Genomic DNA, 18491 nt, shown 5'->3' on the forward strand with positions numbered 1-18491 from the left:
GGCGCCAGTAGGACCGGTAGCTCCGGTGATACCCGTGGCGCCAGTAGGCCCAGTATCTCCGGTGATACCCGTGGCGCCGGTAGAGCCAGTAACTCCAGTGCTACCCGTTACGCCAGTAGGACCAGTAGCTCCGGTGATGCCCGTTGCCCCGGTAGGTCCGGTATCTCCAGTGACACCCGTAGCACCGGTAGGTCCAGTAGCTCCGGTAGAGCCAGTAACTCCAGTGATACCCGTTACGCCAGTAGGACCAGTATCTCCAGTGACACCCGTTGCGCCAGTAGGGCCGGTATCTCCGGTGCTGCCTGTGATACCAGTAGGACCAGTAGGTCCAGTAATACCTGTGACGCCAGTAGGCCCAGTATCTCCGGTGCTGCCCGTTGCGCCAGTAGGACCAGTATCTCCAGTGACACCCGTTGCCCCGGTAGAGCCAGTAACTCCAGTGCTACCCGTCGCACCGGTAGGACCAGTAGGTCCAGTAATACCAGTTGCCCCGGTAGGACCAGTGGCTCCGGTAATACCCGTCGCACCAGTAGAACCAGTATCTCCAGTGCTACCCGTAGCGCCAGTAGGTCCAGTATCTCCAGTAATACCCGTAGCGCCAGTAGGTCCGGTATCTCCAGTGACACCCGTAGCACCGGTAGAGCCAGTAACTCCAGTGATACCCGTTACGCCAGTAGGACCAGTAGCTCCAGTGACACCCGTAGCGCCAGTAGGACCGGTATCTCCAGTGCTACCCGTAGCACCGGTAGGTCCGGTAACTCCAGTGCTACCTGTAGCACCGGTAGGTCCAGTGGCTCCGGTAATACCCGTCGCACCAGTAGAACCAGTATCTCCAGTGATACCCGTAGCACCGGTAGGACCAGTAGGTCCAGTAATACCAGTTGCCCCGGTAGGACCAGTGGCTCCGGTGCTACCCGTGGCGCCCGTATCTCCAGTAGCACCGGTAATACCAGTAGGTCCGGTAACTCCAGTGCTACCTGTGACGCCAGTAGGACCAGTATCTCCGGTGCTGCCCGTAGCGCCAGTAGAACCAGTAGCTCCGGTGATACCCGTTGCGCCGGTAGAACCAGTAGCTCCGGTGATACCCGTTGCGCCAGTAGGACCAGTATCTCCAGTGACACCCGTTGCCCCGGTAGAGCCAGTAACTCCAGTGCTACCCGTAGCGCCAGTAGGTCCGGTAACTCCAGTGACACCCGTTGCCCCGGTAGAGCCAGTATCTCCAGTGACACCCGTTGCCCCGGTAGAGCCAGTGGCTCCGGTGATACCCGTAGCGCCAGTAGGACCAGTAGCTCCAGTGACACCAGTAGCGCCGGTAGGACCAGTGGCTCCGGTAATACCCGTAACGCCAGTAGGTCCGGTAACGCCAGTGCTACCCGTAGCGCCAGTAGGTCCGGTAACTCCAGTGACACCCGTTGCGCCGGTAGAGCCAGTAGCTCCGGTGATACCCGTGGCGCCGGTAGAGCCAGTAACTCCAGTGCTACCCGTAGCGCCAGTAGGACCGGTATCTCCAGTGACACCCGTAGCGCCAGTAGCTCCAGTGCTACCTGTAGCCCCGGTAGAACCAGTAGCTCCAGTAATACCCGTAGCACCTGCAGGTCCAGTTTCACCTGGTGCTGCTAAAAGTGTGTAATCTGGCGACGTATCTGGCGTACCTGAAGGTGGTGAAGAATTCACAAGATAAGTACCCCCACCATAAGTGACCACTTGCCCTACTGAATATGTTGGTGCCGTTACAGGATCATAGGATTCAACACCACTTAATCCGATCCCAGTAGGACCCGTAGGCCCAGTTTCTCCAGAAGCAGCCAAAAGGGTATAGTCGGGGGAGAGTCCAGGTATTCCTGATGGAGCGTCTACATTGGCAATGTAAGTACTGCCATCAAACGTGACCACTTGCCCTGCATCGTAATCTTGTGATTGTGAGGGATTAAAAGGAATAGCGCCGGTTAACCCGCCAGCTGGTCCAGTAGGTCCGGTTGGTCCGGGGGGACCTGCTGGGCCTGCCGGGCCTCTTGGTCCAGCTCTTTGATTTGGTTTTAATTGCTTTATTCCTTTTGCAATTTGGCAGGGGTGATCCCCTTGAGATATATTTTGTTTTATATATTCTTGTTTAATGAATGGACAGTCTCTTTTTCGAGGACGGTCATGACGTGATCTTTTGTAATGAGGCTGTTCATGGTATTTACCGCAAAAGGGACATTTGTGTTCGAATTGATTGTACAAATTGCCCATCTCCTAGAATTGATATTTCATTCTATGTGCAAATTTTTAAATTGGAAGTAAAACCTAAAAAATCATCATTTCGAAAATCATCGAATCAAATTATTTAAATCTTTCATGAATTTATGTTATGGTGTTGAAAGTATAAAATAGTATGATATTTGACAGAAATGGGGACATCATTTATGAGTCAATCAGTTTTACAGGGCAAAGCCTATTCCGTTTTAAATTTATCCTCTGTGACAGAAGGAGGCACCATTAAAGAATCTTTTGATCGTAGCATGGATTTAGCAAAAAAGGCGGAGAAGTGGGGCTATCATAGATACTGGCTGGCAGAACACCATAACATGGAAGGGGTTGCGAGCTCTGCAACGTCCGTTTTAATTGGATATATTGCGGGAGGAACAGAAAAAATTCGAGTAGGATCTGGTGGGATTATGCTGCCAAATCACTCTTCACTTGTCATAGCCGAACAATTTGGCACACTTGAGACATTGTATCCGGGGAGAATTGATTTAGGTCTTGGCCGAGCACCAGGGACGGATCAGTTAACAGCAAGAGCGCTTAGACGTAATCTTCATAACGGAGAAGATTTCCCTGAGCAGCTTGAAGAACTGATGCAATATTTCAAGCCGACCGGTCAGGTTAAAAAACATGTAAGAGCTGTTCCAGGAGAAGGCCTGGACATTCCAATTTGGCTCCTTGGTTCAAGTGGTTTTAGCGCCAGACTTGCAGGAGAACTTGGACTGCCATTTGCCTTTGCAGCACATTTCTCACCTAAAAATACAATTCCCGCGTTAGAATTGTACAGACAGTCATTTAGACCTTCTGATGTGTTAAAAGAGCCTTATGCCATGGTTGGTGTGACGGTTTTTGCTGCAGATCAAACTGAGCGTGCTGAATATTTGGCAACCTCTCATTATCAGCGGTTTTTAAGTCTCATTCGCAATACACCAGGAAAACTGAAAGCGCCTGTCGACAGCATGGACGGTCTTTGGAGTCCATATGAAAAGGCGATGGTGGATGAACAATTAAGCTCGACTATCATTGGGGATAAAGAAAAGGTGAAAACAGAATTAGAAGCCTTTATTGAAGCTACTCAAGCTGATGAAGTGATGATTAATTCGGATATGTTTGACCATCAAGAAAGAATGCGTTCGTATGAAATTATCGGAGAGATCTTTCAAGAGGCACAAGAAAATTAAACATAAAAAAAGAACTGCACAGAGCAGTTCTTTTTTATTTATGCTTTTGTAAAAATGCGAAATGGTTGTCCAATTGGCAGAACAATACGGCCAAAATGTGTATTAAGGACAACAGCTGCAGAACCATAAAATGAAAGCAGGGAAATGATCAATTCTGCAATACCAGCCATGGTATGAGTGACATCGTACATCACACCAAAAGTGCTAAGGGAAAGACCAATGAATAAGAAATCAATAAAGACGAAAATCAAAAATAACACTTTATGTGTTTCCATTGCACCAATCGTCATAAACAAGCTGAAAATCAAATAACCAATAAACGCAAAGCCTAGCTGTTTTGGATCTGCTGCTCCCGCAAGCGTTTTCCCAAAAACGCCGGCTTGAATGAGCCAAGTCGTTCCAACGCCCATCCAGAAAAGACCGAATGCGCCAAAAGCAGTGGCTCCAAAAATATTATGATGCTTTGAATCTTGTATGGACGCGATCAACTGCGCGATTCCTCCAAGGAAGATAGCCCAAGGTAAAATAAGGGAAGTGCCATCTGTGATTCCTAGTTTTTGTGAGGACGCAACGAGCGTCACCATTGCTAAACCAAACAAACCAAGTGGTGTTGGGTCTGCAATTGATAATCGAATTGCTTGAACATTCTGTTTTTCCATAATGACCTCCTACAATTTGCACTTACAAAAGATACTCGAATTCGATAGAAACGTCAAGCTCTTTTTTAGTAGACACTTGCATCGTCTTCCAAATAAATCTATATTTAATACATATCAAATGTGATAGAAAAAGAGGGATAATATGAGTAAAGGCTTATCTGGGAAAACGATTGCCATTTGTGGAACGAGAAAAACAGAAGAAATGCGTACACTTGTCGAAAAACAAGGAGGACAAGCCGTCATTCGCTCTCTTCAAGGAACCGTATTTTTAGCCAAAGAGGAATTAAAGCCAGGTATAGAAACCTTTGTGAAACAAGGGGCCGACTGGGTGATCTTGACGACAGGCATCGGTACAGATACATTGATTGAGAGTGCAGAAGAGCTGCAGCTTGGTAAAGAATTTATGAACATTCTATCAAATGCCCATATTGCTTCAAGAGGGTACAAAACCTTTGCTGCGTTGAAAAAACGCGGAATTCAGCCAGAGGTCTCTGATGAAGACGGAACGGTTCGTGACTTGATTTCAAAGCTTGAAAACAAGGAATTTCAAGGAAAACGCGTGATGGTGCAGCTTCATGGTGAAAATGCACCAGCTCTCATTCAGTTTTTACATGACAAGGGGGCAGATGTTTTGCCGCTTTTACCATATCAGCACACACCACCTGAACCAGAGGCTGCTGAAACGCTTCTGCAAGAAATGAAAGATGGACAAGTTCATGCCGTCTGTTTTACAACCGCTGTCCAGGTTCACGCCTTTTTCAAACTGGCCGCAGAATGGGGCAGAAAAGAAGAATTGCAAGCATTATTCGAGCAGGACGTTCTGGCAGTAGCTGTTGGAAAAGTCACTGCTGAAGCTTTAAAAGAAGAAGGAATAGACCGAATTCTTGCCCCTTCACTTGAGAGAATGGGTGCAATGATTATAGAATTATCACAATATATGAAAAAACAATCAGCACACTCCTAAAAAAACGCCTTTCACCAGATCAGTGAAAGGCGTTTTTGTTAAATTGTCCGTTTTCGATTCGTCCGAATTTTTTTGAGTACAAAATAGAGAACAATCAGTACAATAGCAATGACCATAATAGGGGTTGTATAAGTATGAGCAACACTTTGAATATGATCCCATTTTGTCCCAAGCTGCATGCCAAGATAGATAAATAAAATAGACCAAGGGATGGCAGCTAATCCAGTCAAGAAAACAAATTTCAAAAAAGGCATCTTGGCAATACCTGCTGGAATCGAGATGGCATGGCGCACAACAGGGATAAAGCGCGCGGTAAACACTACACCGGTTCCATACCGGTCAAACCAGCGCTCTGCAGTCGCGATATGATGTTCATGGATGAATAAATACTTTCCATACTTTGTTAAAAAAGGTCTTCCGCCGTACAGACCGATCCAGTAAATAAAACACTGGGCGAGCGTACCACCGATGACGCCGGCAATAACAGCTCCAACAAAACCAATTGTGCCTGTTGACACCATATATCCGCCATAGGCAAGTACAATTTCACTCGGAATGATTTCAATCATCAGCCCTAGTGCTACACCTACATAACCAAGGCTTGTCAGCCAGGTTAAAATTTCATTAAAAAAGGTTCCCATTCATTTCACTCTGCCTTTAAATACGAATTTTCTTCAAGCATCCTTATAAGAGCCTATGCTTGTTTTGCTTTTCTCATGAGTATGCTTTCTATATATGCCAGCATGGCTTGCGGCTCATAGAGTCACCACTGAACCTGGCTTTTTCACCAAATCTATGTTGGCAAGCTCTCATCTAGCAGATTTTATCATACCATATTTGCCGGCATCTAGACGATCTACTTGCTATATGAAGAATGGCCACCAGAAAAGAGAATAGGCTGCATCCGTTTTTTCAGCAGATCATGATATAATTTGATAGATGAAACGAACGGGTGGTGCACAAGCATGTATTTAACAATCGCAGAAACAGCTGAATACTTGGAAGTATCAGAAGCGTATATTGAAAAATTGATCCAGCAAAAAAAGATCCGTTACGTATTTGACGGGGAATCTTATCTTATTTATCAAGGGCAGTTTCAAACGCATTTAAAGCAGCTCGAACAATATAAAGAGCTCGTCCAAGAGATCTTAAATGAACCGATTCCGGAAGACCCCGATGTAAAGGATGAAGATTAGAATATCTTTTCAATTGATTTAACATGGCTCAATGGCCGTGGGTGATAGATAGAATAATCTCTATTTGAAAGAAGCAGAATGACCATTCATTGGCAGTAAGGCTGGCAGCCGTGAGCTACCCAACCTGGGAGAGAATGAAATCTTGGCTAAACAAAGGAAGACCTTTCAGCTTAATTGCACTAGATACAATGGCAACCTGTGCAAAAGGGAATAGACCGGCTCTAGTGGAACAATATTCACCTAAAATCCTTAAAACTGATAAAAATGAAGTAGAAAAGATTTTAAATGAATATTATCAAAAAGATCATGTTCCACGAGTGAAAATGAAAGTGTCCAAAATCTTGGAGAACAAACAAGACATATTTGAATAAGCCTTTTTATTGGCTGACTCCCGTTTGAACAATTTTCATGTGGCATTTAACTTGTACATCTGCATCAGGATAAATGTTCTTCCATTTTTCTGGTGTCACTGCTTTGTCTTTTGATCTATACCTAAGGCCCAGCCCAAGAGGATCTATGTTTTGCTTTTTAAAGGATTGAACAAGGTCTTGTCCTTGCTGAGCGACACGTTTTTCTACTTCTTTTTCAACATGGTCCAATATAGAAGGTTTATCAATTTTTTTGGACTTCATGAATTCTTTTAATTCGCCTTTCAGCTTGATATCAATCATGATATGAGGCTTCTTTGTTAGGTTTTTCGTTGGTTTGATTCGGTAAGACACATGAGATTTGATATTTTCAATGACGACATGGGTCTTTGCTTGATCTGCCAATTGAAACTCATAGATGCCATTTTTATGATTTTCAATCATCGCTTTAAATGTGAACGTGTCTTTTCCAGGTATATGACTGACCATTTTTTCATGATCAAACAGAGCGACTCCTGTGATCTTGATGCCACTGTTTGTTTTCTTGATGTAAGGGAGGTATGCATCGACCCCTTTTGCCAGCATCTGATTCATAAAAATATGCTGATTGGTGACAGGTTCATTGCCATTTCGCATATTTTGGGCGAGCAGATCAGAGAGATATACACCTATATTTAAGTTCGTTTGATTCATTTTTGTGTATAATAACTCTTCCACTTCTCCGCCTACAATTGCAAACACTTGGCGTGAACCAATGATAGGATCACGATAAATATAATTCATTAAATCGATCATGCCGACTTCTTTTGCTAACTTTTCACTGACTAAAATAACGAGTACCTGGCCCATGACGACTGGAAAAGGCGATTTTTCTGATACAAGAAATTGAATATTACTAATGGTGTTTGACCTTGCACTTAATATTTGATAACTTCCTTGCTCTTGACTTTTAAAGACAGGGAAGACAAAGAAGCCCTTCATTTCTCCATCTTCCAATAAATCAAATCCCGCCGCCTGGGAGATATTTAATTCATCTAAAAGGCGGGGCTCTGCACAGCTGGTTAACAAAAGACTACACAACATGAGGCCCGTAAGTATATAACGTTTCATGCTCGTTTTTTCCCCCTCCTTTTTTTCAGCATCAGTCCAATGACCATACAGATAATCAATCCATAGATCAGAATGAATCCACTAAATTCCACCCATTGATTAAAGGTTTCAAAAGAAGTTGCACTGGCAAAAAACGAAAACATGATCAGAATGAGGATGCTGAGCCCGATGAACGTGACGCGCTGGCTCGTATGAAGCATTTTTTTTGCCATTCGGCTCGCTGCCCATAATGGAATCGTGATATTAGGAATGATCAGAAGCAGCCAAAGAGACACTTCAATAAATTCAAAGCGCTGGATAAACGGAAGCTTCACAATGCTCGTTAACGTTAGCGTCGGCCATTTTGTTAATTTGAGCTGAGCACTTGAGTAATACGCTATAGAGACGAGAAAAGTGAGCAAGTTTAAGCATGTCGTAAATAATACCCCCATGTGAGCAAATTTTTGAGATGTCTGAGCTTGTTTAATAAAGGGATAATAGACAAGCAGCGTGCCAAAACCAAACATGGATAAGGATGCATCTTTGACTCCCACAAGCATTTGCGAAAATGTATGATCAAACATTGGGAACATGAAACGAAGGTGACTATATTTCATGGCATAAAAACAGATAAATGTCATCCAATACGTCAGTACAATGCTAAAAAATGCCCAGCCAGCAATGGTTCTAAAGCCGCCAGTATGAATGTAATACACAAGCAGCAGCAGTACAGATGCAAACAAAAGACCAGGAATTTCTTTAAACAGCCATACATGGATCACATCCATGTAATGGATAAGAACGGTCAGCGACAAAGAAGCAAAATATAAGATATAAAGAATGTTGAATAATTGCCCAATCCATTTGCCAAATACATATTGCGTGATATCACCAAATTCATCCGAAGGTGCCTTTTTAAACATCAAGTACATGAGAAAGATCATCACATTGACGCTCATGCCAGAAATCAAAATAGCGATCCATCCATCATTATTGATAGAACGAACAAGGTTTGTTTGAAAGTTTAAAATGCTGACACCGACTTGATTGGCATTGACGAGAAAAAACACAAAATAAGGAGATACTTGAAATTTCTCTTTGACAGAAGAAGAACTCATGCCTTCACTTCCTTATTCATAAAAATCATTTTTCCCCTTGCGGCCTTGCTTTGGCTTAGAGCGATGGATGGTTTCATTTTGCGGTCGTAAATTTTCCGGCCTTTTGTTCAAAAAACGGAGCTGAGGACGAATCAGACTGCCCTTTAAATCAGCAAGGCGCATTGGAAAAATAGGCTCTAAATATGGGCGGCCAATTGAAGTTAATTTCATTAAATGGGTGAGCAGAAAAGATCCCATCACAGCAATGCCTAATGCGCCCCAAACCTGTGCTGCGAGTAAAAAAGGGAATCTCAGCAGCCGAATGGTACTGCCCATTTTGTAAATAGGCGTGACAAATGAGGCAAGAGCAGACAGGGCAACAATAATGAGTAAAATATTGCTCGTTAAGCCTGCTGCTACAGCCGCCTGTCCAATGACAATCCCTCCAACAATCCCGAGCGTCTGACCGACTTTAGCTGGGAGCCTTGACCCTGCTTCTCTTAGTAATTCAATCGAAGTCTCTAAAAATAGTGCCTCAATGATCGGAGGAAATGGAACAAGATAGCGCGAGGATACAATGGTTTCTAATAAATCCTTTGGGATCAGCTCATAATGAAAGGTTAAAACGGCGACATATAAAGGTGTCGCAAAAATGGAAAATATCACAGCAAATATGCGTAACAGCCTAAAACAAGAAGCCGCAATCCACGACATATTGTAGTCTTCCATAGTGGAAAAATACTCAAGTAAAATAGTTGGGGCAAGCAAGACATGAGGCGAGCCATCCACTAATATGGCAATTTTCCCTTCTGATAAACCTGAAGACACACGGTCGGGTCTTTCTGTATTCAAAAACAACGGAAAAATCGTATTGGACACATCATAAAGCATTTGAGCGAGGTAATTCGCATCTAAAATCTGATCATAATCAACGTCCTCAATTCGCTGCAGAACCGTTTCGATGTTTTCCGGGTTAGCGATTTCTTCAATATATAACACGGCTACTTTTGTTTGAGAGAGCGTACCAACCGTCTTTTCCTCAACTTTCAGGTTAGGCGTCGGCAGCCGCCGCCTGACCAAATTTAAATTGGTATCTAAAACCTCCACAAATGCTTCCTGTGCACTGATAATGCCAAATTCAATCTCAGGCGGACCTACTTGTCTGCCTTTCTTTTCTTCAATCGGTAAAAGAAGCGTTTTGCCCCAGTCTGTCTCAAGTCTAATGGCAATGCTGCCCCGGTGAAGGGCTTCTTCCACTTTTTGAAGATCGCTCGTGATGACAGCCTGCTCAATGGGAATTTGTTCTTTCAGCTCTTCAAGAGTAGGTGTCAGGTGCATTTGTTTGAGAGAGGGGAGAATTTGTTCATGTAGAAGATGTCCATTAATTAAAGATCGAAAAAAGGAAATCCTATACAGAAAATCACCATTTCGAGACAGCTCATTTGTAAAATCAGCAGAACGTGACAATGCTTCAAATACTGAATTCGGGTCCTTTTGTTGTTTGTTTTTTTTCAGCATTTGAACCAGCTCCTTCGGCGATTTGCCTCTATTATCCAACCAATTGTCTAAAGATATGCATAAAAAAAGCGTTCAGCTTGATGGGCTGGACGCTTTTTTCCCATATAGAACGGCTTCTAATAATAAATCAGCTAGATGGACGGCACGCATGGTCGGCGAGTGCTCCGCGCGTTTGATGCCTGCTGCCATTTGCAGCTGACAGCCTGGATTAGATGTAACAATGGCAGCAGCCTTTGTTTCCCTTGCTTCTGTCATTTTATGATCTAAAATTTGCATCGACATCTTTGGCTGCAAGATGTTGTAAATGCCAGCTGAGCCGCAGCACCGGCCCGAATCCTTCATTTCTTTAAATGATACGCCTTGAATGGCCTTCATCAGCACCCTTGGCGCATGCTGTACACCCATTCCGTTCCGCAAATGACAGGAATCTTGATAGGTGATGACCTGCTCTGGCAAAGCAAGCGGCATACGGCGGTGAAATTCCAGCTCCACTAAAATGTCTGATATATCGGTGATTTTCTTTGAGAAGATTTCACTTCGTTTTTGAAAATCCAGATCATCGTGAAGCAAATGATCGTAATCACTTAAAAAAGCACCACAACCGCCCGCATTCATGACTATGGCATCTGCATCTATCTTTTCAAATGTTTCAATATTCCGCTTTGCTAGCTGTTTCGCTTGCTCTTTTTCTCCGCTATGACCATGAAGCGCTCCGCAGCACGTCTGAATAGGAGGGACGATGACGTCACAGCCTGCCAACTGCAAAAGCTGGATGGTCGCTTCGTTTGTACTGGAAAAAACGGTATCCATTAAACAGCCAGTAAAAAAGGCGACACGTTTTCTAGCTGGGCCTGCGGCTTTATATTCCGACAAACGGCTTTTTTGTTGACGCGGCACCGTTGGAAGCGCCTGTTCCATCAGGCGTAAGTGCGGTGGAAGCACCTTCAGCATGCCAGTTTTACGGGCGGCTGTTTGCAGACCAGATGTTTGATAAAATCGAAGAAGTCCTGCCGCTTGCCGCATTCGGCTTTGTGAAGGAAAGAGTCCTTTGAATACTGCACGTCTCACAAGTTTGACAGGGATGGATTGTTTTTTGTGCTGCTGAATGATGTCTCTTGCATCCTCAAGTAACCGGCCATATTTAACGCCGGAAGGGCAGACCGGTTCACATGCACGGCAGCCAAGACAAAGATTCAGTGAATGCTCGACATCTTCATCTGGCTCAATGACGCCGTCTCTCACCGCCTTCATTAAAGCAATTCGGCCGCGGGGAGAGTGTGTTTCTTGTTGACCAGATTCAATATAAGTAGGGCAGGAAGGAAGGCAGAAGCCGCAGCGCATGCAATTGAGCAGCTCTTTTTCGTCCATTTGCTGCTGAAATGATTGCTGAATCTCTGTTTGTTTAGAGGAACTCATGAGACCACCACCCGCTTTCTTGCGGCTTTACCAAACACTTTATCAGGGTTCATCATATTTTCTGGGTCTAGCGCTTGTTTGATCGCTTTCATTGCTGCAATGCCTTCTTTTTTGACCTTTAGTTCCAAGTAAGGGGCTTTCATAAGACCCACACCATGTTCACCCGTAATGGTGCCGCCAAGTGAGACGGCTTTTTCAAAAATGGCCTGAAAGGCTTCCTCCACCCGTTTCATTTCTTCTTCATTTCTTGCATCTGCTGCACAAGTAGGGTGCAAATTGCCATCACCTGCATGACCGAATGTGCAGATTTTCACTTTGTACTCCTTCGCAATATCTTCGATTGCCCGCACCATGCTGGCAATTTCAGACCGAGGGACTGTGGCATCTTCTAAAATGGTCGTTGGGCTTAACCGGGCGAGGGCAGATAAAGCGGATCGTCTCGCTGTTAAAAGGGCATTTGCCTCTTCTTCAGAATGAGCAATATTCACACGTTTTGCTCCGTGCTGCTGGCATACTCTTGCGATGCTCTGCATATCACGGGAAACCGCCTCAGGATGGCCGTCCTGTTCGATTAACAGCACCGCTTGAACGTCCGTCGGCAAACCGATTTTTGCAAAGTCTTCAACGACTTCCAGGGTCGGCTGATCCATAAATTCTAATGTGGCGGGGATGATACGCTCTGCAATAATCGCCGACACTGAAGCGGCTGCTTCCTCTAGGCTTTCATATAAGCAAAGCATCGTTTGTTTTGTTTCTGGAAGCGGCAAAAGCTTCAGCGTGGCTTCAGTAACAATCCCGAGCGTTCCTTCTGAACCTACGAACAAACGAGTCATATCATACCCGGCCACGTCCTTTGCAAGTTTGCCGCCTGTTTTAATGATGTCACCGTTTGGCAGAACCACTTCAAGTCCAAGTACATAATCTCTTGTCACGCCATATTTTAAGCCCCGGAGACCACCTGAATTTTCATTAATATTTCCGCCTAATGTAGAGATTTTCATAGAGCTTGGATCAGGTGGATAGAAGAGCCCTTTTGCCTCTACTTGGCGAATGAGTTCCTGTGTGATCAAACCAGGCTGCACCGTTGCTGTCAGGTTTTCTTCATCTATTTCTATTAATTGGTTCATTCTTGTAAACAGCAGCACAAGTCCGCCTTGTGTGGGACATGTACCTGCACAAAGGTTCGTTCCTGATCCTCTTGGCACGATCGGTATATGATATGAGGCGCAGAGTCGGACAATCTGCTGGATTTCCTCAGCCGTATGCGGGCTTACGATGACATCTGGCATCTGCTGAAAATTTGGTGTTGCATCATAAGAGTAGGCAAGCCGATCGGCTTTACTGTCCTGTACGTAAGGCGCACCAACAATCTTTTTCAATTGATTTAAAAATTCAGAATTTAACATGCGCATTCAACTCCTACTGATTAGACGTATCGTTTCTTTCAGTATAAAAAAAGAATCGCCTCATGCCTATGGACGATTCTACAAAATATCGGGCTGTTCGCTTCGTTTTTTTGGATCATGATCTAATAGCATGAAGGCTAAATAAAAAAGCATTGCATCTTGCATGCGCTTTGGATCAAGTGTCGTTAAATCTTGGATTCGTTTTAGCCTGTAATGTAGTGTATTGATATGAACATGCATTGCTTCTGCGGTATATTTTAATGAGCAATCTGATGTCATGAGTACCCGCAATGTTTTCACTAATTCAGGATAGGGGAGAAGAGGGGCGATCGTTCGATCAAGAAACACTTCCTTTGTTTCCTGACTGACTTCCTCCATAAAAAGTTCAAGCGTTAAATCTTCATCAAATACAATCGGCGTATCAGCATGTGCCATTTTTAATGCACGAAAGGCTTGTTGAAAGGATTGCTTCATCAAATGAGCAGCTGCTGGTTTTCCCGCCCCAATCAAAACCCCTGGCGTGCTCTGCGCCGTAAGGGAGGCATGGATGTGAAATAGGCGCTGCTGCAGTGTTTTACGATCATCTGCTGTTGTTTGCAGCATGAGCAAAAAGCGGGCATGCCCCCAGCGGACGATGATCTCCTGACTAGTGAGATGCAGCGTTTCCTTTAATTCTTTGTATTGATTTTGTTTCATAAACGATTCATCCTGACAATCGATCAGGACAACCGCACGCTCCTTGTTGATATCAAGCTGAAGCCGCGATGCTTTTTCAGTGAGATCAATCGCTGTCTCTGGAAGATGGAGCCAGTCGAATACAAACGCTTCGAGCTGACGTTCATCCGTTTCGGTTTCTTGAAAAAATTCATGTTCATGAATAAGCAGCTCGGTCATTTTTCTTAATATTTCGCCAAAAGGAGACACATGTACAGGATCTCCTGTCATCCCAATGACTCCGATGACCTCCTGCTTAAAATAAATAGGCAGATTGATGCCAGCTTTGACGCCTTTCATGTGCTGCTGGTCATCCTTCGTGAGAATTCGTTTCTGTCCTTCAAAAGATGTCAGATAAGCTCCTTCATGAAATTGTCCAATGCGCGCTGGATCTGTTGCTGCAATGATGGTGCCGTTCGTTTGTGCGATGATGATTTCCTCAGTCAGCACCTTTTTCACTTCGTCTACGATCTTTTCTGCCAGTGTCATTGTGAGCAAAATGTACCCCTCCGAGATGTTTCTTTTGACACTATCATACCATCATATGCTAGGACATATCTTTCTTTTCCTGAGTTATGCTAAAATAATAAACGCACATGAAGGAGAAGAAAGGAGACATAGCCATGTCACTGCAAAATCGCTTACAAGATTTACTGAAAGAAGGACAAGCGCTGACAGACTTCGAATATGATGAAGCGGCGAGCCGCAATTGGCCTTTAGAAGGGGCGAGAATAAAAGAAGAAGCGCGCTTTGGCGATGTATATATAGAGCGTGTAGACAAGGAATCTGAGGACATGATTCAAACAGAAGACGCCTCATTTCTAAACACGCCGCTTACATATGTGAAAAAACATCAAAAAGTATTTATTTATATCGAATCAAAGTGGTTTGATGTCGTGAAAGTTGATGGCTTGGCCATTGAATGGGACGAAGTGTTTCAAACGTATACCGTGTTATTCGGTTTCAAACGTCCTAAGAAAGACACGAATATTTTAAAGGACTTGCTATCGCCATTAAATGGTGCTCAGCTTCAATTTAATGGACAAGATGGCTTATTTGATGTGAATTTACAGCTTCTTGAGCTTGAGGACATCCACGAAGATATGGCTTTCATTGACGTTATCTCGGCTGTGTACCGATTTTTATTCCGTATGGTCATGCAGCTTGAAATCAATGAATCAAAAAACGGCTCAAATTCCTGAGCCGTTTTTTTTTGATCTATTCATTTGATGAAGGCGTGACAAACCGCACATCATGCTCTTTTCCATATTGAAGATAATGTTCATTTGGCTCCTGATTGGTCACGACGACATCAATTTCGTGCAAATCACAAAACGTGGTCAAGGCGTAATGATCGAATTTGCTATCATCCACTAATAAAAACGTTTTGGCACTTTTTTGAACGAGCGTCTTTTTAATATCGGTTTCAAGCGGGGACGAATTCGTGACGCCGTGATCAATTGATAAACCAGTTGACGCGATAAAGGCTTTATTCACATTGTAAGCTTTTAAGCGCTCTACACTTTGATAGCCTACGAAAGAATTTGTTTTCCTTTCAAGCATCCCGCCAGTAGAAAAGATGGTGAGATTTTCATAAGGCATCGCTTGTGTAATGAAATCCACATTATTGGTCACAATGGTCACCTGTTTCTCTGTCAAATAGGGGAGCATCTCAAGCGTTGTCGTACCAGAATCAATAAAAATCATATCCCCGTTTTCCACAAAAGCAGCAGCCGTCTGACCGATCAATTGCTTTTTACTGAGCTGACGGATCTTTCGCTCCTGATACACCACTAACGTTGAGTGGTTCACAGCCACTCCGCCATACACTTTTTTGAGCACGCCAGACTCGACCAATGCCTGTACATCTCGGCGTATCGTGTTTTTTGAGACACCAAAATGCGCCACAAGCTCATCAAGTGAAGCAGATTCCCGGTCAAACACATACTCTTTAATTTGCTGAATCCGTTTTGTTTTTATCATGCTTCATATCTCCAATCAATCCGAATGTCCTTTTTCCATTATACCAATAAATTCTCTTACATGGATTAGGTCAATTGATTCTCTTTTCTCCTTTGATATAAAATCGTATGATAGAAAAAAGAACGAAACCAGAAAGGACTTTCACTTCTATGAATCAATCAAACAACCCATTTTCAAAGCTTGCGAATTTTAGAGAAGTAGGGGGACTTCAAACAACAGAGGGGATGGTGATCAAAGAGGGAATGATTTATCGATCCGCAGACTTATCTCGATTGACGAAACAAGACATCGAGATATTCTCAACACTCGGGATTCAAACTGTTTGCGACCTCCGTACAACCTCAGAACGTAAATCACATCCACCAAAGATCAAGGAACACGACAAAATCGTCCATATTCCGATGCAGCCTGACAGTAAGATGCCGAGTAAATGGACCATGTTTCGTATGCTGGTAACAGAAGGGAAGTCTCTCTCATTTACACCGATCATGAAAGATTTATATCAAAGCATGCTCACCGAGCGTAAAGAAGAGATTCGGCAGCTGTTCACACTGCTTTCAGATCAAAGCCATTATCCGCTGATGCTTCACTGCACGAGTGGCAAGGACCGTACAGGTTTTTTATCTGCCCTGATTCAGTTAACAGCAGGTGTACCGCTGACTGTCGTTTTAAGTGAATACATGCGGTCCAATGAAGGCGTGCAAATGCTTGTCAGAAGGCAGGAACGATTTGTCCGATGGATGAGTTTATACCGGGTATCAAAAGAACAAATTCAGCCGCTTGTCGGTGTGCAGCAAGATTATCTTGAAGATGTGCTGCACGAAATGCTGGAGACATACGGGAGTGCAGAGCGGTATTTAATTGAAGCCTGCAAAATCCCTGAAGCTCAGCTCAATCAAATGAAAAACATTCTGCTTACACCATCTGCTGGCATTCCATCACAAAAAGCGGAATAAACTGAATATGAGGTGATGCAAAACATGCTGAAAAAGATCAGTATGACAGTTCTAACACTGATGTTAATGTTTGTATTCTTATTGATTCCTTCTAGCAGTCTAGCAGCTCGTCCAGTGCCAAAAGGGAAGCTTGAGAGCACAAGAGAAATGCGCGCGGTATGGATTGCATCGGTTTATAACTTAGATTGGCCCTCAAAGAAGGGGCTGCCCGTAGCAGAGCAGAAAAAAGAGTTCATTCGTTTGTTAGACGAGATCAAAGCGATGAATATGAATGCCGTCATTATGCAAATTAAACCAACAGCAGATGCTTTTTATCCTTCAGCATACGGGCCGTGGTCAGAGTATTTGACTGGAACGCAAGGGAAAGATCCTGGGTATGATCCGCTTGAGTTTATGATAGAAGAAGCTCATAAACGCGGCCTTGAATTTCATGCTTGGTTTAATCCTTACCGAATCACGATGAATCATACTGATCTCAGCCGTTTATCAGCTGATCACCCTGCAAGACAACATCCTGAATGGACCATTGCCTACGGTAATCAGCTATATTACAACCCTGGCATCCCTGAGGCTCAGGACTTCATTGCCCTCGGCATAGAAGAGGTTGTGAAAAACTACGATATTGATGCAGTGCATATGGATGATTATTTTTACCCAAATAAAATAGCCGGTGTGCCGTTTCCAGATCAAGAAACATATGAAACATATGGAAAAAAAGCTTTTACACATATAGAAGATTGGCGAAGAGATAATGTGAATCAGCTGGTGAAACAGATCAATGACACCATTAAGAAAGAAAAGCCGTATGTGAAATTTGGTATTAGTCCATTCGGGGTATGGCGCAACATAAAAGATGACCCGACTGGTTCAAACACCACTGCTGGAATGACCAACTACGATGATTTGTATGCTGATACAAGAGAGTGGATTCAGCAGCACGATATTGATTATGTCACTCCGCAAATTTACTGGAGCATCGGTTTTCAAGCTGCCGCTTATGACGTGCTGACGAAATGGTGGTCAAATGAGGTGAAAGGGGAGCCGGTTCACCTGTATATTGGTCAGGCGGCATATAAAATTAACCAAAACAGTGATCCTGCTTGGTCTGACCCGGAAGAATATTTTAGGCAGATTGAGCTGAACAGGCAGTCACAGCTCGTGCAGGGAAGCATGCATTTCAGCTTGAAGGATCTCAATCGCAACCCTTTGAATGTAAAGGATCGATTGATAGAAGAGTCATACCGCAAACCAGCTCTCATTCCAGAAATGCCTTGGCTTCATCAGAAAGCGCCTAAAAAACCAATCATTCAATCTGTGAAAAAGACAGCGGATGGTGCGGCTTTGCAAATCAAAAATGATCCACATTCTACCGTATCCTATTATGCAGTCTATCGATTGACAAATAAAGGAACATATGAATTGCTGCAAACAGTTAGAAAAGAAAAAGGCGCCATCACAACGATTAAAGACCTACCAATCAATCAAAAGACGATTGATACTTACAAGATTACGGCTCTTAATCGCCTTCATCACGAAAGCAAGCCTTCTACAAAAATAGTAAAATAACGGAAAAAGCATGAATGAGGATTTTCTTCGTTCATGCTTTTTTTCTATTATTCTTGTTTTAATTTTCTGAATTCAATCAAGCTTGGCATGAAGCCGCTGCTTGATTAATAAATATGATAGAAAAGAGCCAAAGG

At 43.6% G+C, this 18491-nt stretch carries 17 protein-coding genes; 7 read left to right on the forward strand and 10 right to left on the reverse strand.

The window, feature by feature from the left end; all coding sequences use genetic code 11:
- The coding region (locus OIT90_RS10105) for a beta strand repeat-containing protein (RefSeq protein ID WP_474892506.1) at positions 1-2232 on the reverse strand (2232 nt) is incomplete at its 3' end.
- Positions 2233-2405: 173 nt separating this feature from the next.
- Here OIT90_RS10105 and OIT90_RS10110 point away from each other — a divergent pair.
- Complete coding sequence (locus OIT90_RS10110; RefSeq protein WP_047203393.1) at positions 2406-3425, forward strand: LLM class flavin-dependent oxidoreductase; 1020 nt, start codon at positions 2406-2408, stop codon at positions 3423-3425.
- Between the two features lie 38 nt (positions 3426-3463).
- On the opposite strand, the gene OIT90_RS10115 is transcribed toward OIT90_RS10110, so the two are convergent.
- On the reverse strand, positions 3464-4084 hold the full coding sequence (locus tag OIT90_RS10115) for an acetate uptake transporter (RefSeq protein WP_024425703.1): 621 nt from the start codon (positions 4082-4084) through the stop codon (positions 3464-3466).
- A gap of 142 nt (positions 4085-4226) precedes the next feature.
- Between OIT90_RS10115 and OIT90_RS10120 the strand changes: the two genes are divergently transcribed.
- Entirely contained in the window at positions 4227-5048 is an 822-nt protein-coding gene (locus OIT90_RS10120; RefSeq protein ID WP_126681952.1) for a uroporphyrinogen-III synthase, read from the forward strand.
- 38 nt (positions 5049-5086) lie between these two features.
- On the opposite strand, the gene uptA is transcribed toward OIT90_RS10120, so the two are convergent.
- Positions 5087-5689, reverse strand: coding sequence for an undecaprenyl phosphate transporter UptA (gene uptA / locus OIT90_RS10125; RefSeq protein WP_039179163.1), 603 nt, complete (start codon positions 5687-5689; stop codon positions 5087-5089).
- 324 nt (positions 5690-6013) lie between these two features.
- On the opposite strand from uptA, the gene OIT90_RS10130 reads away from it, so the two are divergent.
- Positions 6014-6244, forward strand: a complete 231-nt coding sequence (locus tag OIT90_RS10130; RefSeq protein ID WP_039179160.1) for an excisionase family DNA-binding protein — start codon at positions 6014-6016, stop codon at positions 6242-6244.
- Between the two features lie 89 nt (positions 6245-6333).
- The gene (locus tag OIT90_RS10135) at positions 6334-6615 is read left to right on the forward strand and encodes a hypothetical protein (protein WP_338591148.1); all 282 of its coding nucleotides are present in this window, start codon (positions 6334-6336) and stop codon (positions 6613-6615) included.
- Between the two features lie 6 nt (positions 6616-6621).
- Here the strand turns inward: OIT90_RS10135 and OIT90_RS10140 are convergent, their stop codons facing one another.
- The 6 genes from OIT90_RS10140 to OIT90_RS10165 form a co-directional block, all read right to left on the reverse strand.
- Positions 6622-7722, reverse strand: a complete 1101-nt coding sequence (locus tag OIT90_RS10140; protein ID WP_474892507.1) for a Ger(x)C family spore germination protein — start codon at positions 7720-7722, stop codon at positions 6622-6624.
- A complete protein-coding gene (locus OIT90_RS10145) occupies positions 7719-8819 on the reverse strand; it encodes a GerAB/ArcD/ProY family transporter (protein WP_474892508.1) in 1101 nt (366 codons plus the stop codon). The genes OIT90_RS10140 and OIT90_RS10145 overlap by 4 nt, the downstream gene beginning before the upstream one ends.
- A gap of 12 nt (positions 8820-8831) precedes the next feature.
- Positions 8832-10316 carry a spore germination protein gene (locus OIT90_RS10150; protein ID WP_247544723.1) on the reverse strand — a complete coding sequence of 495 codons (1485 nt, stop codon included), beginning with the start codon at positions 10314-10316 and terminating at the stop codon, positions 8832-8834.
- Positions 10317-10388: 72 nt separating this feature from the next.
- On the reverse strand, positions 10389-11732 hold the full coding sequence (locus tag OIT90_RS10155) for a (Fe-S)-binding protein (protein ID WP_474892509.1): 1344 nt from the start codon (positions 11730-11732) through the stop codon (positions 10389-10391).
- Positions 11729-13138, reverse strand: coding sequence for a glycolate oxidase subunit GlcD (gene glcD / locus OIT90_RS10160; RefSeq protein ID WP_474892510.1), 1410 nt, complete (start codon positions 13136-13138; stop codon positions 11729-11731). Before glcD ends, OIT90_RS10155 begins: the two co-directional genes overlap by 4 nt.
- A 78-nt stretch (positions 13139-13216) precedes the next feature.
- Complete coding sequence (locus OIT90_RS10165; RefSeq protein ID WP_366204823.1) at positions 13217-14350, reverse strand: CdaR family transcriptional regulator; 1134 nt, start codon at positions 14348-14350, stop codon at positions 13217-13219.
- A gap of 125 nt (positions 14351-14475) precedes the next feature.
- Between OIT90_RS10165 and OIT90_RS10170 the strand changes: the two genes are divergently transcribed.
- Positions 14476-15054, forward strand: coding sequence for a branched-chain amino acid aminotransferase (locus OIT90_RS10170; protein ID WP_474892511.1), 579 nt, complete (start codon positions 14476-14478; stop codon positions 15052-15054).
- A gap of 16 nt (positions 15055-15070) precedes the next feature.
- Here OIT90_RS10170 and OIT90_RS10175 read toward each other — a convergent pair whose 3' ends face one another.
- Positions 15071-15835 (reverse strand): DeoR/GlpR family DNA-binding transcription regulator, encoded by a 765-nt coding sequence (locus OIT90_RS10175; protein WP_106025080.1) that lies wholly within the window; start codon positions 15833-15835, stop codon positions 15071-15073.
- Positions 15836-15984: 149 nt separating this feature from the next.
- On the opposite strand from OIT90_RS10175, the gene OIT90_RS10180 reads away from it, so the two are divergent.
- Complete coding sequence (locus OIT90_RS10180; RefSeq protein ID WP_474892512.1) at positions 15985-16791, forward strand: tyrosine-protein phosphatase; 807 nt, start codon at positions 15985-15987, stop codon at positions 16789-16791.
- Between the two features lie 24 nt (positions 16792-16815).
- Positions 16816-18357, forward strand: a complete 1542-nt coding sequence (locus OIT90_RS10185) for a glycoside hydrolase family 10-like protein (protein WP_064498555.1) — start codon at positions 16816-16818, stop codon at positions 18355-18357.
- Positions 18358-18491: the final 134 nt, after the last annotated feature.

The organism is Bacillus sp. ABR (assembly GCF_056172715.1).